Here is a 17,695-nt window from a genome sequence, read left to right on the forward strand (position 1 = left end):
AAGCCATTCGCTACCGGCGTTTCCAAGCTTTTGAGAACACCTTAATTGAAAGTAAAAAATATGTCTTCCCACACAAGGTGAGAACAGCGTTTCGAACATTAAATTCCTACGCGTTGGATATTGAAAACAGCTTAACTTATACACTCTCGAATGGCGTTGTGGAAGGCACCGTAAACAAAATCAAGATGATCAAACGATCTGGCTATGGTTACCGCAATTACGGTCACTTAAGGTGTCGGATTTTAATCTCAACCCAGCTTCAACAACTTAATGCTGAACCTGTACGCCCATTGTATTTTTGTGACGAAGCGGCTCTATAGACGAATATACTCTAATCCAACAGATGACTAATATACTTACATCAAAAAAAGACGATAGAACTAAATCTATCGCCTTAAATATTCACCAACACTATTTGACAAAGAACCTAAATAATTGCTGATAAGAATAATTGAGCAATACTAAAGTAGATAAATACTGATGTTAAGTCACTCAGCGTTGAGATAAATGGTCCACTCGCAACTGCAGGGTCAAAGCCAAGTTTGTCCATAATCTTCGGTATAAATGAACCTGCAAGATTTGCTACAATAATTGCAGCCATCATCGCTATTCCAATCACTGCTCCTAGAACAAGGTTTTGTTGCCAAACTAAGACGATTAACATCACGGTAATTCCGACAATGAATCCAGTAATCGCACCCGTAATTAATTCAAACATTAATGAAGTAAAGAAGTTATCGTCATCGTATTTATTTGTTAATTTCCTTACGGCTACGGCCAATGACTGGGTTCCAGCATTCCCGGCTGTACCTGTAATTAAAGTAACAAAGGCAGACAAGACACTTGCTTCAGCGATTAGCGCATCATACTGACTGATTAAAGTCGCTGTTCCCATTCCTAAGAATAGTAAAGTTACTAACCAAGGAAGACGACTTCTCGCTGCTGATAGTGGCGTGTCATGGCTCTCGCTAACGTCAACCGCCGCTAAACCAGAGTAGTCACTATCTGCTTCATCTTGCATAACATCTAAGACATCATCAACCGTAATGACACCTAATAATTCATGGTCAAAACCAACAACAGGAAGCGCTAATAGGTCATAATCTTGAACCATCTTGGCTACTTCTTCTTGGTTATCATTTACTTGAACCGAAATCACACGCGTATTCATCACGTCATGAATTAGCTTGTCTTCGTCATTAATAATTAAATCCCTTAATGAGATTACACCAACTAGACGATCATTTTCATCTACAACATATACATAGTAAATTGTCTCAGCTTTAATCGCTTGCTCTCTCAGTCTGTGATAAGCGGCACTTAGAGTTAAGCCTTCTTGAACAGAGATAAACTCAGTCGTCATAATCGCCCCAGCTGTCTCGTCTAAATAATTAATCAGCGAGCTGATTTCACGAGCACTTTCCGCAGGCATTAGTTTCATATAGAGATTCACACGTTCACGGTTTTTTAAGTTATTCAACACATCAACCGCATTATCGGCATACATCTCTCCTAGAACTGTCGCAGCATAAGGTGGAGACATCTCTTCAAAGTAGATATCAATAGTCTCGTCTTGCGATTCGAGCAAGTCGAAGACATCTGCTAATTCTGAAGGAGATAAATATTGATAAATCTTTTCACGATCCTCTTTTTCCAAATTCGCAAATATCATACTTTGCTCATAATTATGTAAGGCTAGATACTCGGTTCTAAATCGAGTCATTCGGTTTTCGTTCAATAATTTTTTAAACGTTTCAATACTCTCTTCAAGAGATCTTTCAAATATCTCCATATTCTATCTCCTCTTTTCTGATATTTAACCACGTGTGCATATCTTCAGGAATCACTTGCTGAATGTGGATGTCTTCTCCTGTAAATGGATGAACAAACTGTAACTCACCACAATGCAAGGCTTGTCTTGATATCACGGAATCTTTTACTCCGCCATATAAATCATCGCCAACTAAAGGCCCACCTTTGTGGGCTAAGTGGACTCTGATTTGATGTGTACGTCCTGTATGAAGCTGCATTCTCAGTAAACTTGCCTCTTCTACTTGTTCTTTTAACCAATACTCAGTTAAAGCAGCTTGCCCTGCTGGATCCACGATCCGACTGATAATTGATTCTGGATTGCGCCCAATCGGTGCATCGATATAACCATGTTTATCCCAATCCACTTTATGTGACAAACCATAATAGATTTTAGTTAAACCTTTGCTTTGGATCATCCGGTCCATGTATGCATGGGCAAGACGGTGTTTAGCAATCAACATCAACCCGGTCGTATCACGGTCTAAACGAGTGACGATATGAATCACTTGGTCTTTATATTCTTCTCTTACATAATAACCTTTAATACGATTTGCCATCGAACTATCTGGATTTTGCTTTGAAGGAATGGAAACCGAAGCACTCGGTTTGTTCACAATCAAGAAATCACGGTCTTCGTATACGACATCAATCGGGATATGTGACGATGTTACCGTTTCATGCCCATATTCATCCGGTGCAATGAGTGTTAATACATCACCTTGGTTTAAGGTTGCTCTCACGGTCACTTCTTCTTGATTCAGTAAGATCTTCCCACCGTTGTGCTTGACCGCTTTTACAAAATTTCTTGGAATCCCTTCAAAGTGTAAAAAGCGTTTAATCGTTTGTTCTAAAGTATCTTGATACTCCCATGTTAAAATCACATTATCTTCCTAACTTGTTAAAATTTTCTATTGGTATTCTTCAGTATAGAGCCTGAAGAATTGTTCAATTTGTTCCATTGATGACTCATGACTGATTCGCTCTTTTGCTTCGCCATCTTCCATCACAAAGACATACGGTACAGTCTCGACACCAAATGTTTGCATGGCTCCTTGGAAGGTCGCATCTTGTTCGTGTAATCGAGTATTATAGTAATAGATTGGAACGTTTAATTCACTAGCAAATTGGTTAATCTTAGGTGATAAAGCTTTACACCAAGGACATTCATCAAAGCCAATATATAATAACTTCGCTTGGTCACTCGTCTCTTGCAGAAACTCAATATAATCTGCTTCTGTTTGAACCGCTTCAATCTGTGGATAATCCACTGGAGATTGCGTTCCTTCGGCAAATGTCCCTATCTTATCTAGGGAATCATAGAGCATACCTTTTGCGTCCTCATTCATTGTTAAGAACGTCGTATCTTCTGGAATAGTAACCGGTGCGTTGATTCGCTCAACTCCGGTGAGTGCTGTATGCTCAAATTCATTGCTCTGATTACTACAAGCTGCTAACAAACCAACCGTCATGACTAGACCAATAACTTTTAAAAATCGTTGCATCCGTAAAATTCTCCTTTAAAGTGATTGTTTTCTACCAATAAACGCATTTTCAACCCGGTCCCAAAAGTGGGTATGTTTGAAGCTTGCGAAATGGATCCGTTGTTTAGCAACTTGACAAGTCACTTTGGATACTTCGTAATTCAACCAACTCTGATTATCCACGGAAAGAATCGCAGATTGCGTATTCTCTGGTTTCAAAGTAAACCATTCATCTGAAGGAATAATAATTGGAGAACTTAAGGTACGATACACTCGATTATTTATTGAAGCCATCTCAGTCATTTGAATCGCATCCAGGCGCGGATGGATGACTGCTCCACCTAAAGATTTATTCAAGCCTGTTGATCCGGTTGGTGTTGAAATACTAATGCCATCTCCTCGGAAAGTCTCGAAGAAGTGGTCTTTAATATAGACGTCACTCACCATGGTTCCCATCGTTGAACGGATGGAGAATTCATTTAAAGCTAACATCTTCTTACACCGCCCATCTTCTAAATAAATTTCGACATTGAGTAAAGGATAAGACACCGATTGATCGGATGCATTTAATAATCCATCCACAACCGCATCCACTTCATCGCTAAGCCAATCCGTATAGAAGCCTAGATGTCCAGTATGAATTCCGACGAATCTCGAATGTTCAATATATTGTTCGAAATGATGAAAGGCAGATAAGAAGGTTCCGTCTCCTCCAATTGAAATAATAAAATCTGGTTGCTCACGTTCATCCACAATTTCAATCTGGTGTTTATTTAATTTGTTTGTGAGCTCTGTTTTAATAGATTGAGATTGAGGTTTTGTATTTGAATAAATTAGTACAGTTGGTTTCATTGATTTACCTCATAATTCCCTTTATTTATTGCTGTATCGGGGTCCTCATATCTTTGTTCGAAGAATTGTGTCGCTTCGCGAATCTCTTCTCGAATCTCTGACATTTCTTGATCCAGCATAAATGCTGCTTCTGAAGCTCTTTCCAGTCGTTCAAGAATGTGATTTGGATACTCACCTTGATACTTATAGTTCAGCGAATGCTCGATCGTCGCCCAGAAATTCATCGCTAATGTTCTAATTTGAACCTCTACAATGACGGACTCCACATTCTTTGCACGTTGTACAGGATATTCAATAACCATATGATATGATCGGTAGCCACTGGGCTTATGGTGGTGAATGTAGTCACGAATCAATAATACTTTGAAATCCGTCCGCTTTTTAATTAATTCGGCTACTTCATAGATATCCTCAACAAATTGACACATGATTCTGATTCCAGCGATATCTTGAACACCAATTAACATATCTTCAGGTTCAATTTCTCGCATTTCCATCTTCTCGAGAATACTCTCACGTGTCTTCACACGTCCAGTGACGAACTCTATCGGCGTATGGCGGTGTAAAGTTCGGTATTCTTTTCGAATATTCTTTAGTTTCAACTTTAATTCTTCTACAGCTTGTTCATAAGGAGCTAAGAATAAGTCCCAATTCTCGATAAAATTATCTTCTATCAATTCAGTCACCGACTTTCTTAATTTTGTATAAGTATATTTATTTGCATATATTAATGAATTATTATAGGATATATGACGGACTGTAATTGACATACAGTTTTTTTATTTTTGTATATATTACATTGTACATAATTTAGCTAAGAAAGGATATATACATGGTATCTTCAATTGAAAGAGAATTAAAAACTCTACTAAGTAAAGCCGAGTATGACAAGCTTTATACTTATTTTAATTTACAAAATCAACCAAAGATCGTCCAATCCAATTACTATTATGATACAGCAGATGAAATTTTCAAGCAAAATAATGCAGCGCTGAGATTAAGAGTATTTGAGGATGGTCAGAGCGAATGGACCATTAAAGAAAGAGTCTCTGAACTCGAATCGATTGAATTAACACAGTTTAATCGTGATAAAGTAACACACGCTCCAGACGTACTCAATGAAGACATTATTTATTCAGCGGATATCCAAGAGTTTATTGCTTCAAGAAATATCGTCTGGACTGATATTAAAAGAACAATGAGTCTCATTACAGAACGTTATAATATCAAAGTTCCTTATGGATTATATGCGTTAGACTATACTCAATATCCACAAGCTGAAGATTATGAATTAGAACTTGAATCTCAAGATATTGAAGTTGCTTTAGAACAATTTAATTCACTATTAGCGAGCTTTGATATATCCTATAAGCAAGCAGAGACAAAGTTAAAACGCGCACATCGATACTTTACAAATGAATAAATGAACAAGCCTATCATTCGCTAAAAGTTTATTTTATTGTTAATATTAACTATACCAAATATAAGAAAGGAGGAGGACTATCTTAATGAGTCAATATCAAATCGAATATAGACACAATGGCGTTCCAAGTGTATTTGAATTATTTTTATTCGTTAATCCCTTAGGGAGAAACTGTTACACTTGTCAACAAGAAGTTTTAAAGTTAATTGATTTAGTAACGTCAAACATAGATTTGCACATCCTACCTTTTCATAATCAACGTTTAGTTGAAGACTATATGCGTCAACTTGGTATCAAAAGAACAAACTTGCAGGAGAGAAATTACATCTTTCAATCGGTATACCGGGCATCTCTCGCTTATAAAGCAGCATGTATGCAAGGGAAACGATTAGGTCGTTATTTCTTAATGCGCCTTCAGGAGACAATCAATGGCGATATTTCTAAATTTAGTGAAGAATTCGCAATTGATCTTGCCAAAGACGTTGGACTAGATGTCGAAATATTTCAACAAGATATGCGGTCGGATTTTGTTAAACAATTGTTCTTAAAGGACCAAAAGACTGCCATCGATATGTCAGTTGAATCTACCCCTTCTCTAGTTATTTATGAATACGTCACAGGCGAAGCAAGGTTATTAGAAGGCTATCCAATAACTTTAGAAACAATCTTAGATGAGATTGATGCTTTACTATGTGATGGCACTAATCATGAGGAATCAGGTGCGAATGTGCCAACATTACGACTACTATAAAACTTAATTTAACAGGGGCTGAAATATCGCCCCTCTTTTTTATGCGCATAACAAGAGGCTCACCAACTGTGGACAAATGTCACCACGATTGTTGAGCCTTTTTTGTTTGGGTGGGTGCGCGTGTTTTTCACTCACTTACCTATTGACACTCCACATAAATCTCAAATTAATATGTTCTTTGTAAAACTGTTGCTCTCGCATTACTTGCTCGCCCTGCTGCTTTTCTTTCCTGAGCTTCTTTCATGTCTTTCTTAGCACATAAACTACCAAACATCATTCCAACAAGTGTATGGACGATCGTTCCAGCTGCACCCGCTAAAGCTGCTTCTGGTGAAAAATGAGTTAAACCTAAACTTGCGGATAGTCCTGTATTTTGTGCTGCAACTTCAATCGCACACGTACGTTTTGTTATCGCAGAAGCATTGAATAACCCATAGATAAAGTAAACAATTGCATAAGCTAATAAATGATGAACTAATACTGCTAGGACAACCGTTAAACCACCGGTTAATAAATTCTCACGGTTCACTGATACTGTTCCAGCGAGAACTAAAAGTACCGCCATCGATGAGAATGATGGCATCGCTGTCTTGATCTTTTCTGACTTGTCCCCTAAGAAATGAGACACAACTAATCCTAAGACAATTGGCACTAATACGATTTGTGTAATGGATAGGAACATTGGCCAAAAGCCAATTTCAATAAATGCTCCCCCATAAGTTGCGATTAGAAGTGGTGTAACGAATGGGGATAATAATGTAGACACCGTTGTAGCACTCACTGAAAGTGGCACATTCCCATTAGCTAATAGAGCCATAATGTTCGATGCTGTCCCTCCAGGAACTGATCCAACAATGATTAACCCTAAAGCAACATCACCTGATAGACCGAATAATTTCGCAATTGCAAAAGCGCTCAGTGGCATAAATAAGTATTGGATGGCAGAAACCATAATCACGCTCGTTGGGTTTTTAAGAACATGAGCAAAGTCAGATGCTTTCAATGTCAAGCCCATGGTGAACATAATGATTTGAAGTAATACACTCACATAACCACTTAAAGGTGTGAAAAAACTTGGGAACATTAAGGCTAATAAAGCCGTTAATACTACGAACATTGACAGGTTACTTGTAAAAGCGCTATTAAACTTTTTAAATAAATTCATGGATGAATCCTCCTAATATTTTCTGTGTAGTTTGGATAAATATGCACGTCGCTTTCAATGTCACTCATCGTTTTACCACTCCTTTGAATAATAAAAAACCCCCACTCTAGATGACTAGAATGGGGGTTCGTTATCTGTTCCCATTCATTCAAGACGAATAGGACTTTTAAACTGATTACAAAATCAATTTAACAAGTCCGGTCTTTGAATGACAATAATAATATTGTTGAAATGGGTGAACATAAGATAACCTCTTTTATCATTTATTTTTAATGTAGATATAATATAACTCAGTTAGATTCTAATTGCAAGGAATTTAATACTTTAAATTGAAATTAAATCATTAAGTCATTCTTTTCCATATCTACACGGCGGCGAGTGGCCTCGATAAATGCTTCTTCTAATTCACGTTTATTATCCGTTATGAGTGATTCTTTAATTTTTGACATTTCTGCTTCAAATTCGCTAATAACTTGAACAAGCACATCCTTATTATTTAACATCAATTCTGACCACAGATTCTCATTTAGTTTCGCAATTCGAGTTAAATCTCGGTAACTGTCACCGATGAATTGCACAGTATTACGTTCAGGTCGATCACTATTAATTAACGCTGCTGCAATACAGTGGCATAATTGACTCGTATAAGCGATTAATTCATCATGAACAAGGGGCGTTACTTGAGTTAATCTTTGGAAGCCAATTTTCTTAAGAAGGGCTTTAAATACTTCCAGGTTCTCTGGCTTATTCGAAGCGAGTGGCGTTAATATATAATTCGCTCCTATAAAGGCTGTATGGTCTGAATATTCAAAGCCTTGTGATTCTCGCCCTGCCATTGGGTGTCCAAAGATAAAGTCGACTTGTTTAGGTAGAATTGGCACGATACTGCCAATGACATATTGTTTAATCCCTGTCGTTTCAGTTAGGATGGCACCCTCTTTGAAAGCGTCTGAGTTTTGTAGAATAAACTCTTTAATATTCTCAGGATATAGGGCAATAATGACGATATCAGCTCGTTGTAGAATCGTTTCATTCTCAACTTCACCTTCCGCAATCACGCCGGCTTCCAGGGCTTGATCGAGTGTCGCTTGGTTTCTATCAATTCCCATCACATAATAATTCGAACTATCCGAAGCCTTAAATGCTTTCGCAAAGGAACCTCCGATGACACCTAAACCAACAATTGCAATCTTTTGCATATTTATCCCCTTCCTAATCATCTAAATAAATACTTTTTGACACTTGATCATATTGCCCCATGATTTGAAGATATTCAGACACTTGGTTTAAGGTCTGAATCAAAATATTCACTGGCGAACGCATCTCTTTAATCGACACTTCAATAAAGAATCCATAGGTAAATGGCTGATTCTCAATTGGTCTAGCACTTAAGTTTTGTAAGTTACAATTGAAGATATCAAATACTTGTAGCAACTTAGATAAAGCACCCGATTCATGACGTGTCTCAACATACAGACTTAAGCATGATCCGGTATATTCCCTTTCTTGAATCTTTTCAATCACATAAAAACGGGTCGTGTTTGTTGATTCGTCTTGCACGTTCTCCATCAATGGAACTAAGTGATGTAACTCCCCTGCTCGAGGACTCGCAATCGCAGCAGTATCTCGTCGATTTAATATTTGAATATATGACGCAGCTTTGGCAGTGTCTTCATAAACCTTACTTTCAATCAGTGGATACGAATTAAAGAACACCTGACATTGTGACAAGGCTTCAGGATGTGAATATACCATCTGAATGTCTTCTAAGCGACTTCCTTCCACTCCCCATAAAGTATGTCGAACAGGTTGGTAAGCCTCTGCGATCGCCATGACTGGCTTATAACGCAGTAAATCTGTGACACGAGCAATGATGCCGGTCGTCGAGTTTTCAACTGGAACGACAATTAAATCCAACTTGTCATCCAACAAATCATTCACGACCGATTTAAAATCTCCATAAGGTACTGGCACTATCTCTGTCGTTGTATCAGTCAATGTCTTTATATAATCTTGCAACGTTGCCTCACTATAAGAACCGGCAACACCTTGATATCCTATACGCATCCAAATTCCCCCAAAATAAAAACACACAGTCACTCAGATTGCTCTGATGAGTGACTGTGTGTTTATTGTATTCAATGTCACTTTCCATTAACTATTGCTAATATTGTAATCGAAATTAGCATTAAATGAAAGGTTACATTCAATCTTCAAATATTAAGCATTAAATTGGCTTTGATATAAGTCATAGTAGAAACCTTTTTGTTCTAATAATTGCTCATGGTTACCATGTTCAATGATTTGACCATCTTTCATCACTAAGATACGATCGGCATCTTGGATGGTTGAGAGGCGGTGGGCAATAACGAAACTCGTACGCCCTTCCATCAAGCGTTCCATCGCTTTTTGAATCAACTGCTCTAGTCGAGTATCAACTGAACTTGTCGCCTCGTCTAGAATCAAGATTTTAGGATCCGATAATAAAGCACGTGCAATGGTTAGTAATTGTTTTTGACCGAGAGAAATGTTACTTGACTCTTGGTTCATACGATTCTCATAACCACCTGGTAACGTACGGATAAAATGATCCACGTTAGCCGCTTTGGCAGCTTCAACAATCTGCTCGTCTGTCGCATCTAAATTACCGAAACGTAAATTTTCTTTAATTGTTCCTTCGAACAACCAAGCATCTTGTAATACCATCCCGAATTGCTCGCGATATTTTTGTCTTGAAACGGCTCGATTATCTACGCCATCCAATCGAATCGACCCTTTATCCACATCATAAAAGCGCATCAGTAAGTTTATCATCGTTGTCTTACCTGCACCTGTTGGACCGACAATCGCAATCGTTTCACCCGGTTTAACCTTCACAGAGAAATCTCTAATTAATGGTTTCGTTGGAGTGTATTGGAAAGAAACATCATCGAAAGTCACTTGACCTGTAACCGGTGAAGGTAGTTCTTCCGTTACTTGGTTCAATTCTTCTTCTTGGTCTAATACTTCCCAAATACGTTGCGTTGCAGCCACAGCCGCTTGTAGTAATCCCGTAATTTGAGTCACTATTTGAATCGGTTGGTTGATTTGCCATACATATTGAGTAAAGGCTTGTAAGTTACCAACCGTTAAGCGTCCAGCAATCGTGAACATACCACCGATCACCGCAACAATTAAGTAAGCTAAGTGAGAAACGACTGATACTAACGGCATCATTAAACTTGATAAGAAACTTGCTTTAAAGCCGATATCTGCTAACTCTCCAGTAATCGTACGGAACTCCTCTACAGAACTATCTTCACGCCCATATAAACGAATAATATTAAACCCAGTAAAGTTCTCTTGAACGAAACCGTTCATTCTACCTAAGACATCCGCTTGTTTCTTGAAGTGTTGTTGAGAAATCTTCACCACACTTTGAGCAACAAAGTAAGATATCGGCATACTAATAAATACAATGAGCGCTAATTGCCAATTCAAAGTCAGCATCATAATCGTAACAAAGATAATCGAAAAGAATGCCGTTGTCACTTGAATAATCCCTTGTTGCAGAGAGTTGGAAATTGTCTCAACGTCACTAGTAATACGTCCCAAGATATCTCCAAATTGGTTACGGTCAAAATAAGCCACAGGAAGACGGTGAATTTTACGGATGATATCATCACGTAAATCACGGGTCATGTTCTGAACTGCAATTGTAATGTAGACGTTCGATCCATAATTTGTCCCTTGAACAATGAATCCACGGATGACATAAACAATTAAAATGGTAATAATATATTCATAATTGATTGCCGCCCCTTCAGCTCCACGGGCGATATCAACGACGTTTTGAGTAATTTCGGTAATCGCTAATCCTAATACGAACGGCTCAATCACTGTCATTAAAACGTTAATGATTAAGAGTACGAGGGCTAGGATTAGTTGTTTATTATATGTTTTTAAGTATTTCCATAAGTTTCCAAATGTTTTTATTTCTTTCATCTAGCTCACTCCTTTACTCTTCTATGGTTGGATTTTTTATTTGTGAATTTGCAATATCACGGTAAATCTCATTCTCAACCATTAATTCTTCATGCGTTCCGCGTCCGACAATTTCACCTTCGTTTAAAACGATGATTTGATCAGCATTCATAATTGAGCTCACACGTTGAGCAACGACTAATACCGTTGAATTTGTTGTCACTTCTTTCAAGCGACGACGTAATTCCGCATCGGTCTTATAATCCAATGCTGAGAAACTATCATCAAAGATATATACATCGGGCTGTTTAACAACTGCACGAGCAATCGATAGTCGTTGCTTTTGTCCACCAGATAAGTTTGTTCCACCTTCAGCTAAGAATGAGTGGTAACGTTCTTGAGTCTTATGGATAAAGTCACTTGCTTGCGCCACATCACTGGCACGTTCTAATTCGTTTTCCGTTGCATTGTATTTCCCGTAACGCAAGTTATCTCCAATCGTTCCAGTGAATAACAATGCTTTCTGAGGAATGAAACCAATCTTTTGACGTAAAGCTTTTAAGTTATAATCACGAACATCCACACCATCGATAATGATACGTCCTAAAGTAACATCGAAGAAACGCGGAATAAGTTGAACTAAAGTCGACTTACCACTTCCGGTACTTCCGATAAAGGCAACCATTTCTCCAGGTTTCGCTTCAAAACTAATATTATGAAGGACTGGATTCTCAGTTTCTCCTGGATAAGCGAATGTCACATTATCAAAAGTTACGTAACCATGTGTTTCAGTTTGAGTTATACCGTCTTCATTCACAGAGATAGAAATCTCGGTATTCATTATTTCCTGTAAACGATTCGAAGAAACGTTCATCCTTGGATACATAATGAATAATTGCGAGAACATCATCACTGAAAATAAAGCGTGAAAGGCATATTCCACAAAAGCAACCAAGTTACCAACTTGTAATTCTCCAACTGCTAAAGGTTGTAGCGATAGTCCCATAATAAGTACAATCATCCAAACTAGGATATGCATAAATATTGGGTTTGCTGTTGCCATTAATTTGAATAAACGTGTTGCGATATTTGAATAATGACGACTTTCCTTATTGAAACGTTCTTCTTGATACTCCTCACGAGCAAAAGAGCGAATCACACGTAGTCCTGTTAAATTCTCTCTCGCATATTGGTTGATTGTATCTAGAGTCGTTTGTTGAGCTTCAGATAACGGTCTAGATTTCTTAGCAATGACATAAATCGCAACCAACAGAAATGGCATTGATGCAGCTACAATCCAAGCCAATGAAGGACTGGTTATAATGATCATCACAATACTTCCCAAGAACATTAACGGTGTATTCACACCTAAACGAAGTGACATCTCAGCGAACTGCATTAGCACGAATGCATCGTTTGTAACACGCGTTACTAAAGACGGAACACCAATCTTTTCAAACTCTTCATGTGAGAACTTTTGCGTATAATCGAAGATGTCATTACGCATATCTCGGATCATGATATTGGTTAATTTACTTGAGGCATAGGATAGTAGAATACGTCCAAGTGCACCCAATATAATAACCCCTAACATCACCATGGCTAGGGTAAATAATAAACTTTGATTCCCTGGAATAATTGCTTGGTCAATCATAATTGAAAGCACTGTAGGTAAGCCTAAGTTTACTAATACAAAAAAAAGGCTTCCGAACACATCTAATGCAAGCAGTCCGGGATATCTCTTAATATAACGCCAAATATAATTCATATGATTCCTCCTTTGTCTAAATTCTATCTTAGCCATCCGTATTTATTATGGCAACAAATACAGATGTAAAATTTTTTTTGGTATTTTTGTCAATAAAAAAGGAGTCTCATTACTGAGACTCAAATCTTAGATTAAGCTAAAGCGGCTTTTGCTTGCTCTACTAAAGCTGAGAAAGCTGCTTCATCGTTAACTGCTAAGTCAGCTAACATTTTACGGTTCATTTCAATACCTGCTTTTTTAAGACCGTTCATTAATACACTATAGCTCATTCCGTTCATACGAGCTGCAGCGTTAATACGCGTAATCCATAAACGACGGAAGTCGCGTTTTTTCTGACGACGGTCACGGTAAGCGTAAGTATGAGATTTCATGACTTGTTGTTTAGCCATCTTGAATGAAATACTTTTTGCTCCGTAATAACCTTTTGCTAATTTAATTGTACGTTTACGACGTTGACGAGTAACGTATCCACCTTTAACACGTGCCATTGTGAATTCCTCCTTTTAGTTCGTTGATATTATAGTTGTGAAATTTGTTGTTTGATGCGTTTGAAATCTGAACTAGATACTAACGCTGCTTTACGTAATTGACGACGTTGTTTCTTAGTTTTACCGTGGAAACGGTGAGAAGTAAAGGCTCTAGAGCGTTTTAATTTCCCTGATCCTGTCTTTTTAACACGCTTTGCTAATCCACGATGTGTTTTTTGTTTTGGCATGATAAATCCTCCTATGTTTTAAATAATAATGTTCTATTCTTCGCTACTTATTGGAGCAAGAATTGCGAACATGCTACGTCCATCCATCTTAGGTTTAGTTTCAACAGTTGACACTGCATTCGCGTCATCAAGGAAATCCATGATAACATCGCGTCCTAAGTCTTTATGTGTAATTGCACGGCCACGGAAACGAATTGAAACTTTAACCTTATCTCCTTTTTCAAGGAATTTAATGGCTTGACGTAATTTTGTTTGATAGTCATGGTCTTCAATCCCTGGGCTTAAACGAATTTCTTTTAAGCTGACAGTTTTTTGATTCTTACGTTGCTCTTTCTCTTTCTTCTGTTGCTCATAACGATATTTACCGTAATCCATGATTCGAGCGACAGGGGGTTTTGCGTTAGGAGACACAAGCACTAAATCTAATTCAAACGACTCGGCAATAGTGAGAGCATCCTGAAGAGACTTAACGCCAATTTGTTCGCCTTGATCTCCAATAACACGTAACTCACGTGCACGAATGCCATCATTGATAGGTAATTCTTTTATGATCTCCACCTCCATGTATTTTGAGAAACAAATAACAATAAAAAAAGCAAGTTTATAAAATAAATATAAACTCGCCGTTAAATATAGACACACCACTCCCAGTGGCAGACTATGTATTTGCCAAATTAACTTTGGCGAGAAACGGCTCGTTTCTACTTGTTTTCTCAACTAACACATAGTACCACATAGATTATCGAAGTGCAATGTTTTTTTAATTTATTTTGTTTTTTCTGTTAATTGTTGTATTGGCACGATAACTGCCAGGAAAATGTACCCCGTTTGTGTCCAAAGGATTGATACATCCATTAACCCATGGACGATCACAGTCACGAGCATCGTTGAAATTAAAGCAAATTCCTTACGGTACTCCTTCTGCTTCGCTAATCTGACTATAGACTTTAAGTAATCTTTCATCACAAAACCTAAGATAATGACCCCAATAACACCGTAATCAGCTAAGGTATTAATCCCTAACTGATGTGCATGCATATCTGCTTTGTCAGTATATAAGTAATAAAAATTCATATAACTCATGGCCCCACGACCAAACAGCGGATTACTCATAAAAATCTGCCAACCAACATCCCATAGCGCAAACCGATCCTGAAAGGCATAAGCAATCGAGCTAAACCTAGGGATTAAGTCTGGTTTGACGAATAAAGCAATCCCTCCAACTGCTGCCAGTCCCAACATATACCATACATATGACCGCTTCGTCCAAAAGACAAACCAAACAATCGCCACCGCGACTGTAGGGAGTACCATCCGCGAAGCCGTTAGTAAGATACTCATGATATTCAGGACAAATGAAAGATAATAGTAGGCTTTAAATCTCTTAGCATAATCGCTCTTTAATAGTAGATACATACCAATATTAATCGCAAAGATACAATATAAGCCGTAATAATTCGGATTAAAGAAGGTTGACTCTGCCCTCGTCTGAACATTCGCATATTGGAATACATAGAGTAAAGTGTAACCTTCACGGAATACATAAGAGACATAGACAAGGAGTGCATAGATAGCGACAGGAATACTTCCCAGTACGAATATATTCAACGTCTTTAAGTATCTTTCTACTGTGACCCACTTCAAGTAACTACTAAAGTAAATCACAAATAAGAAAAAGACTAAGGTGATTAAAACACCGATGTAGTTTCGATTAATTAATGAAACGATTAGAACATAAAGTAGAAATATGCTCAACCATTTGTTTTTAATAAACGTTCGCATTGTTAAGCTACGTTTCTGCCATATTAAGTAGGTAATCGCAAGCAATAGTACAACAGCATGAAGATAAATAGGTAGTAATATGGCAATAGAAACAATATAAAACAAATTAGGCCGAATATATTTTTTCCAAGCCGATTTCATTTCTCATCCCCCTCAATGTAATTATTTACATTATAGTCTACTTTATTACTTTTTAATAATACAAATTCATGTAAATGCATAAACAAAGTTTGAATTTTGTGTGAAAAGATATGTAATAAAGTAAAAATATTCCAAGGCTATTTGAAATGCGTAAATAGTTCGCTATAATTAATTGGTATTAAATTTGAGGAGGTCATCACTTTGTTCAATAAACGAACAATAAAGTGGCTTACCGTGCTTTCTTTATCAAGCATGTGTTATGCCAATCTATATCCAACTACAGCCCAAGCTGTAAGTAAAACACCCATCTTTAACTCTGACAATGTATTGTTAGAACCTTCAGAACCAATTGAAATGCCAGAAGATTACCCGAGTGAATTGCAGGAATGGTACGATAGTAATATGGACGCTCGTTCGTATGTCGTGATTGATCAAGCAACAAACAAAATTCTTGCCAATCGTGAAGGGAACGTTCCTTACCCAATTGCTTCAATGACGAAAGTATTATCAATGTACTTGATCTATCAAGCCTTAGATGAAGGTACTTTGAAACTTGACCAAGAGATCGAGATTCCAACACAAATAGTAGAAGATATCTCATCTAATGAAGAACTATCAAACGTCTGGCTAGTAGAAGGGTTTGCTTACCCCGTTGAGGATTTAATGTATGCCGTCATGTTACAATCTGCCAATGATGCGACTTCTGCTTTAATGTGGGAGATCTATGGTAGCGAACAAGCTGCAGTTCAAGCGATGCAAGACCAATTAACTGAGTGGGGAATTACAAACGCTCAGATCTACTCTACGTCTGGTGCACCAAATAGTGAAGTGCCTGAATCATGGTGGATGCCTGGTTCGAATGAGATGAGCGAGAATACGATGTCCGCAGCAGATATGGCCTTAGTGGCCCAACATACGATTGAAGAATATCCACAAATCTTAGATATTACATCAACCCGCGAATATACCTATATGGAAGGTACAGACGAGGAACAAATTTTATTCAATCCAAACCAATTACTTGAAGGTGGCACTTATGGTCGTTCTGGTATTACTGGATTGAAGTCTGGTTTCACTGATGCTGCTGGATTGAACTTTGTAGCAACTGGTAATCAAGCAGACCGTGACTTTATTACGGTAGCGATGGGAACTTTTGGTGAAGGTATGAGCTCATACTGGGAGATTGAAATCCTGTTAGACGGCTTATTAGATCATCCAGAAGTGGTCGACCTTGACCTTCCTACTAACCTCAAAGCACAAGAGCCTGCAGAGGAATTAGTGGAAGGAGCAGCCCAAGAAGATTCAGCGACAGAAGATAGTACCCCAATTGAAAACAACCGTGACAATGCGATTACTAACTTCATGCGAGATATCTTTGGAGTGTTTAATTAGGATGTGAAATAGTCACTTTTGAAATCCCCTAAAATCCGTATTTGAATTTTAGGGGATTTAGGCTAGAAAAATTTTTAATTGTTTAGGATAAAAAAATGATGTTAGTTTATCACTAAAGTGTAAACTCAATTAAAATATTAAATTGTTGTTAATCTTGTTCACACTAATTTCTATTATATAAAATATATTTATATTGTAATGCAATTTGTAATATATGTGTCATAAAAATTTTCTTGGAGGACTTGGAATTGAACCGATATATGATAGATAATGCACTTGTTTTGGCCAGCTGAATATAGCCTTTAGAATCGTCCACCAGTGCGAAACATTCGTCCACCGAATGCGGAAGAAAAGTCCACCAAGTGCGAAAATAATCGTCCAAATCGATAACCTTCTGTATACTTATTTTATGTATGAGTTTTCATACAAATAAGTTACAGGAGGTTATTT

General features: G+C 37.6%; 18 protein-coding genes. 4 read left to right on the forward strand and 14 right to left on the reverse strand.

Annotated elements, in window-relative coordinates; genetic code table 11:
• On the forward strand, positions 1-320 hold a 320-nt coding region (locus HW423_RS09695; RefSeq protein WP_218931711.1), incomplete at its 5' end, for a transposase.
• Positions 321-427: 107 nt separating this feature from the next.
• On the opposite strand, the gene mgtE is transcribed toward HW423_RS09695, so the two are convergent.
• From mgtE to HW423_RS09720, 5 genes are read right to left on the reverse strand one after another with little or no spacing between them, the layout of a single operon-like run.
• Positions 428-1,792, reverse strand: coding sequence for a magnesium transporter (mgtE, locus tag HW423_RS09700; protein ID WP_218931712.1), 1,365 nt, complete (start codon positions 1,790-1,792; stop codon positions 428-430).
• Positions 1,779-2,693, reverse strand: coding sequence for an RluA family pseudouridine synthase (locus HW423_RS09705; RefSeq protein ID WP_218931713.1), 915 nt, complete (start codon positions 2,691-2,693; stop codon positions 1,779-1,781). The genes mgtE and HW423_RS09705 overlap by 14 nt, the downstream gene beginning before the upstream one ends.
• Positions 2,694-2,720: 27 nt before the next feature.
• The gene (locus tag HW423_RS09710) at positions 2,721-3,314 is read right to left on the reverse strand and encodes a thioredoxin family protein (protein ID WP_218931714.1); all 594 of its coding nucleotides are present in this window, start codon (positions 3,312-3,314) and stop codon (positions 2,721-2,723) included.
• A gap of 15 nt (positions 3,315-3,329) precedes the next feature.
• Positions 3,330-4,145: an NAD kinase gene (locus tag HW423_RS09715; protein ID WP_218931715.1), complete on the reverse strand. Its 816-nt coding sequence runs from the start codon at positions 4,143-4,145 to the stop codon at positions 3,330-3,332.
• Positions 4,142-4,822, reverse strand: coding sequence for a GTP pyrophosphokinase (locus tag HW423_RS09720; protein WP_235956459.1), 681 nt, complete (start codon positions 4,820-4,822; stop codon positions 4,142-4,144). Before HW423_RS09720 ends, HW423_RS09715 begins: the two co-directional genes overlap by 4 nt.
• Positions 4,823-4,977: 155 nt before the next feature.
• On the opposite strand from HW423_RS09720, the gene HW423_RS09725 reads away from it, so the two are divergent.
• Both HW423_RS09725 and HW423_RS09730 read left to right on the forward strand, forming a co-directional pair.
• Positions 4,978-5,568 carry a CYTH domain-containing protein gene (locus tag HW423_RS09725; protein ID WP_218931716.1) on the forward strand — a complete coding sequence of 197 codons (591 nt, stop codon included), beginning with the start codon at positions 4,978-4,980 and terminating at the stop codon, positions 5,566-5,568.
• Positions 5,569-5,653: 85 nt separating this feature from the next.
• A complete protein-coding gene (locus HW423_RS09730) occupies positions 5,654-6,319 on the forward strand; it encodes a DsbA family protein (RefSeq protein ID WP_218931717.1) in 666 nt (221 codons plus the stop codon).
• A 166-nt stretch (positions 6,320-6,485) separates the two neighbouring features.
• Here the strand turns inward: HW423_RS09730 and HW423_RS09735 are convergent, their stop codons facing one another.
• From HW423_RS09735 to HW423_RS09775, 9 genes are all read right to left on the reverse strand, one after another.
• The gene (locus tag HW423_RS09735) at positions 6,486-7,484 is read right to left on the reverse strand and encodes a bile acid:sodium symporter family protein (protein WP_218931718.1); all 999 of its coding nucleotides are present in this window, start codon (positions 7,482-7,484) and stop codon (positions 6,486-6,488) included.
• A gap of 335 nt (positions 7,485-7,819) precedes the next feature.
• Positions 7,820-8,683: a prephenate dehydrogenase gene (locus HW423_RS09740; RefSeq protein ID WP_218931719.1), complete on the reverse strand. Its 864-nt coding sequence runs from the start codon at positions 8,681-8,683 to the stop codon at positions 7,820-7,822.
• A gap of 13 nt (positions 8,684-8,696) precedes the next feature.
• Positions 8,697-9,551: a prephenate dehydratase gene (locus tag HW423_RS09745; RefSeq protein ID WP_218931720.1), complete on the reverse strand. Its 855-nt coding sequence runs from the start codon at positions 9,549-9,551 to the stop codon at positions 8,697-8,699.
• A gap of 153 nt (positions 9,552-9,704) precedes the next feature.
• Positions 9,705-11,468: an ABC transporter ATP-binding protein gene (locus HW423_RS09750; RefSeq protein WP_218931721.1), complete on the reverse strand. Its 1,764-nt coding sequence runs from the start codon at positions 11,466-11,468 to the stop codon at positions 9,705-9,707.
• A gap of 13 nt (positions 11,469-11,481) precedes the next feature.
• Positions 11,482-13,215 (reverse strand): ABC transporter ATP-binding protein, encoded by a 1,734-nt coding sequence (locus tag HW423_RS09755; RefSeq protein WP_218931722.1) that lies wholly within the window; start codon positions 13,213-13,215, stop codon positions 11,482-11,484.
• 131 nt (positions 13,216-13,346) lie between these two features.
• Complete coding sequence (gene rplT / locus HW423_RS09760; protein WP_218931723.1) at positions 13,347-13,703, reverse strand: 50S ribosomal protein L20; 357 nt, start codon at positions 13,701-13,703, stop codon at positions 13,347-13,349.
• Between the two features lie 29 nt (positions 13,704-13,732).
• The gene (gene rpmI, locus HW423_RS09765) at positions 13,733-13,930 is read right to left on the reverse strand and encodes a 50S ribosomal protein L35 (RefSeq protein ID WP_138404822.1); all 198 of its coding nucleotides are present in this window, start codon (positions 13,928-13,930) and stop codon (positions 13,733-13,735) included.
• A 33-nt stretch (positions 13,931-13,963) separates the two neighbouring features.
• Positions 13,964-14,494, reverse strand: a complete 531-nt coding sequence (infC, locus tag HW423_RS09770; RefSeq protein ID WP_197104527.1) for a translation initiation factor IF-3 — start codon at positions 14,492-14,494, stop codon at positions 13,964-13,966.
• Between the two features lie 201 nt (positions 14,495-14,695).
• Positions 14,696-15,853: an O-antigen ligase family protein gene (locus tag HW423_RS09775; RefSeq protein WP_218931724.1), complete on the reverse strand. Its 1,158-nt coding sequence runs from the start codon at positions 15,851-15,853 to the stop codon at positions 14,696-14,698.
• A gap of 201 nt (positions 15,854-16,054) precedes the next feature.
• Between HW423_RS09775 and HW423_RS09780 the strand changes: the two genes are divergently transcribed.
• Positions 16,055-17,245, forward strand: coding sequence for a D-alanyl-D-alanine carboxypeptidase family protein (locus HW423_RS09780; RefSeq protein ID WP_218931725.1), 1,191 nt, complete (start codon positions 16,055-16,057; stop codon positions 17,243-17,245).
• Positions 17,246-17,695 lie beyond the last annotated feature (450 nt).

It is taken from the genome of Ruoffia halotolerans (genome assembly GCF_014049385.1).
Lineage (GTDB): Bacteria > Bacillota > Bacilli > Lactobacillales > Aerococcaceae > Ruoffia > Ruoffia halotolerans.

Bases quoted from the DNA above. Each gene is read 5' to 3' on its own strand.
- mgtE (WP_218931712.1), bottom strand. From the start codon at position 1,792: ATGGAGATATTTGAAAGATCTCTTGAAGAGAGTATTGAAACGTTTAAA.
- HW423_RS09710 (WP_218931714.1), bottom strand. From the start codon at position 3,314: ATGCAACGATTTTTAAAAGTTATTGGTCTAGTCATGACGGTTGGTTTG.
- HW423_RS09715 (WP_218931715.1), bottom strand. From the start codon at position 4,145: ATGAAACCAACTGTACTAATTTATTCAAATACAAAACCTCAATCTCAA.
- HW423_RS09725 (WP_218931716.1), top strand. From the start codon at position 4,978: ATGGTATCTTCAATTGAAAGAGAATTAAAAACTCTACTAAGTAAAGCC.
- HW423_RS09730 (WP_218931717.1), top strand. From the start codon at position 5,654: ATGAGTCAATATCAAATCGAATATAGACACAATGGCGTTCCAAGTGTA.
- HW423_RS09735 (WP_218931718.1), bottom strand. From the start codon at position 7,484: ATGAATTTATTTAAAAAGTTTAATAGCGCTTTTACAAGTAACCTGTCA.
- HW423_RS09740 (WP_218931719.1), bottom strand. From the start codon at position 8,683: ATGCAAAAGATTGCAATTGTTGGTTTAGGTGTCATCGGAGGTTCCTTT.
- HW423_RS09745 (WP_218931720.1), bottom strand. From the start codon at position 9,551: ATGCGTATAGGATATCAAGGTGTTGCCGGTTCTTATAGTGAGGCAACG.
- HW423_RS09750 (WP_218931721.1), bottom strand. From the start codon at position 11,468: ATGAAAGAAATAAAAACATTTGGAAACTTATGGAAATACTTAAAAACA.
- HW423_RS09755 (WP_218931722.1), bottom strand. From the start codon at position 13,215: ATGAATTATATTTGGCGTTATATTAAGAGATATCCCGGACTGCTTGCA.
- rplT (WP_218931723.1), bottom strand. From the start codon at position 13,703: ATGGCACGTGTTAAAGGTGGATACGTTACTCGTCAACGTCGTAAACGT.
- rpmI (WP_138404822.1), bottom strand. From the start codon at position 13,930: ATGCCAAAACAAAAAACACATCGTGGATTAGCAAAGCGTGTTAAAAAG.
- infC (WP_197104527.1), bottom strand. From the start codon at position 14,494: ATGGAGGTGGAGATCATAAAAGAATTACCTATCAATGATGGCATTCGT.
- HW423_RS09775 (WP_218931724.1), bottom strand. From the start codon at position 15,853: ATGAAATCGGCTTGGAAAAAATATATTCGGCCTAATTTGTTTTATATT.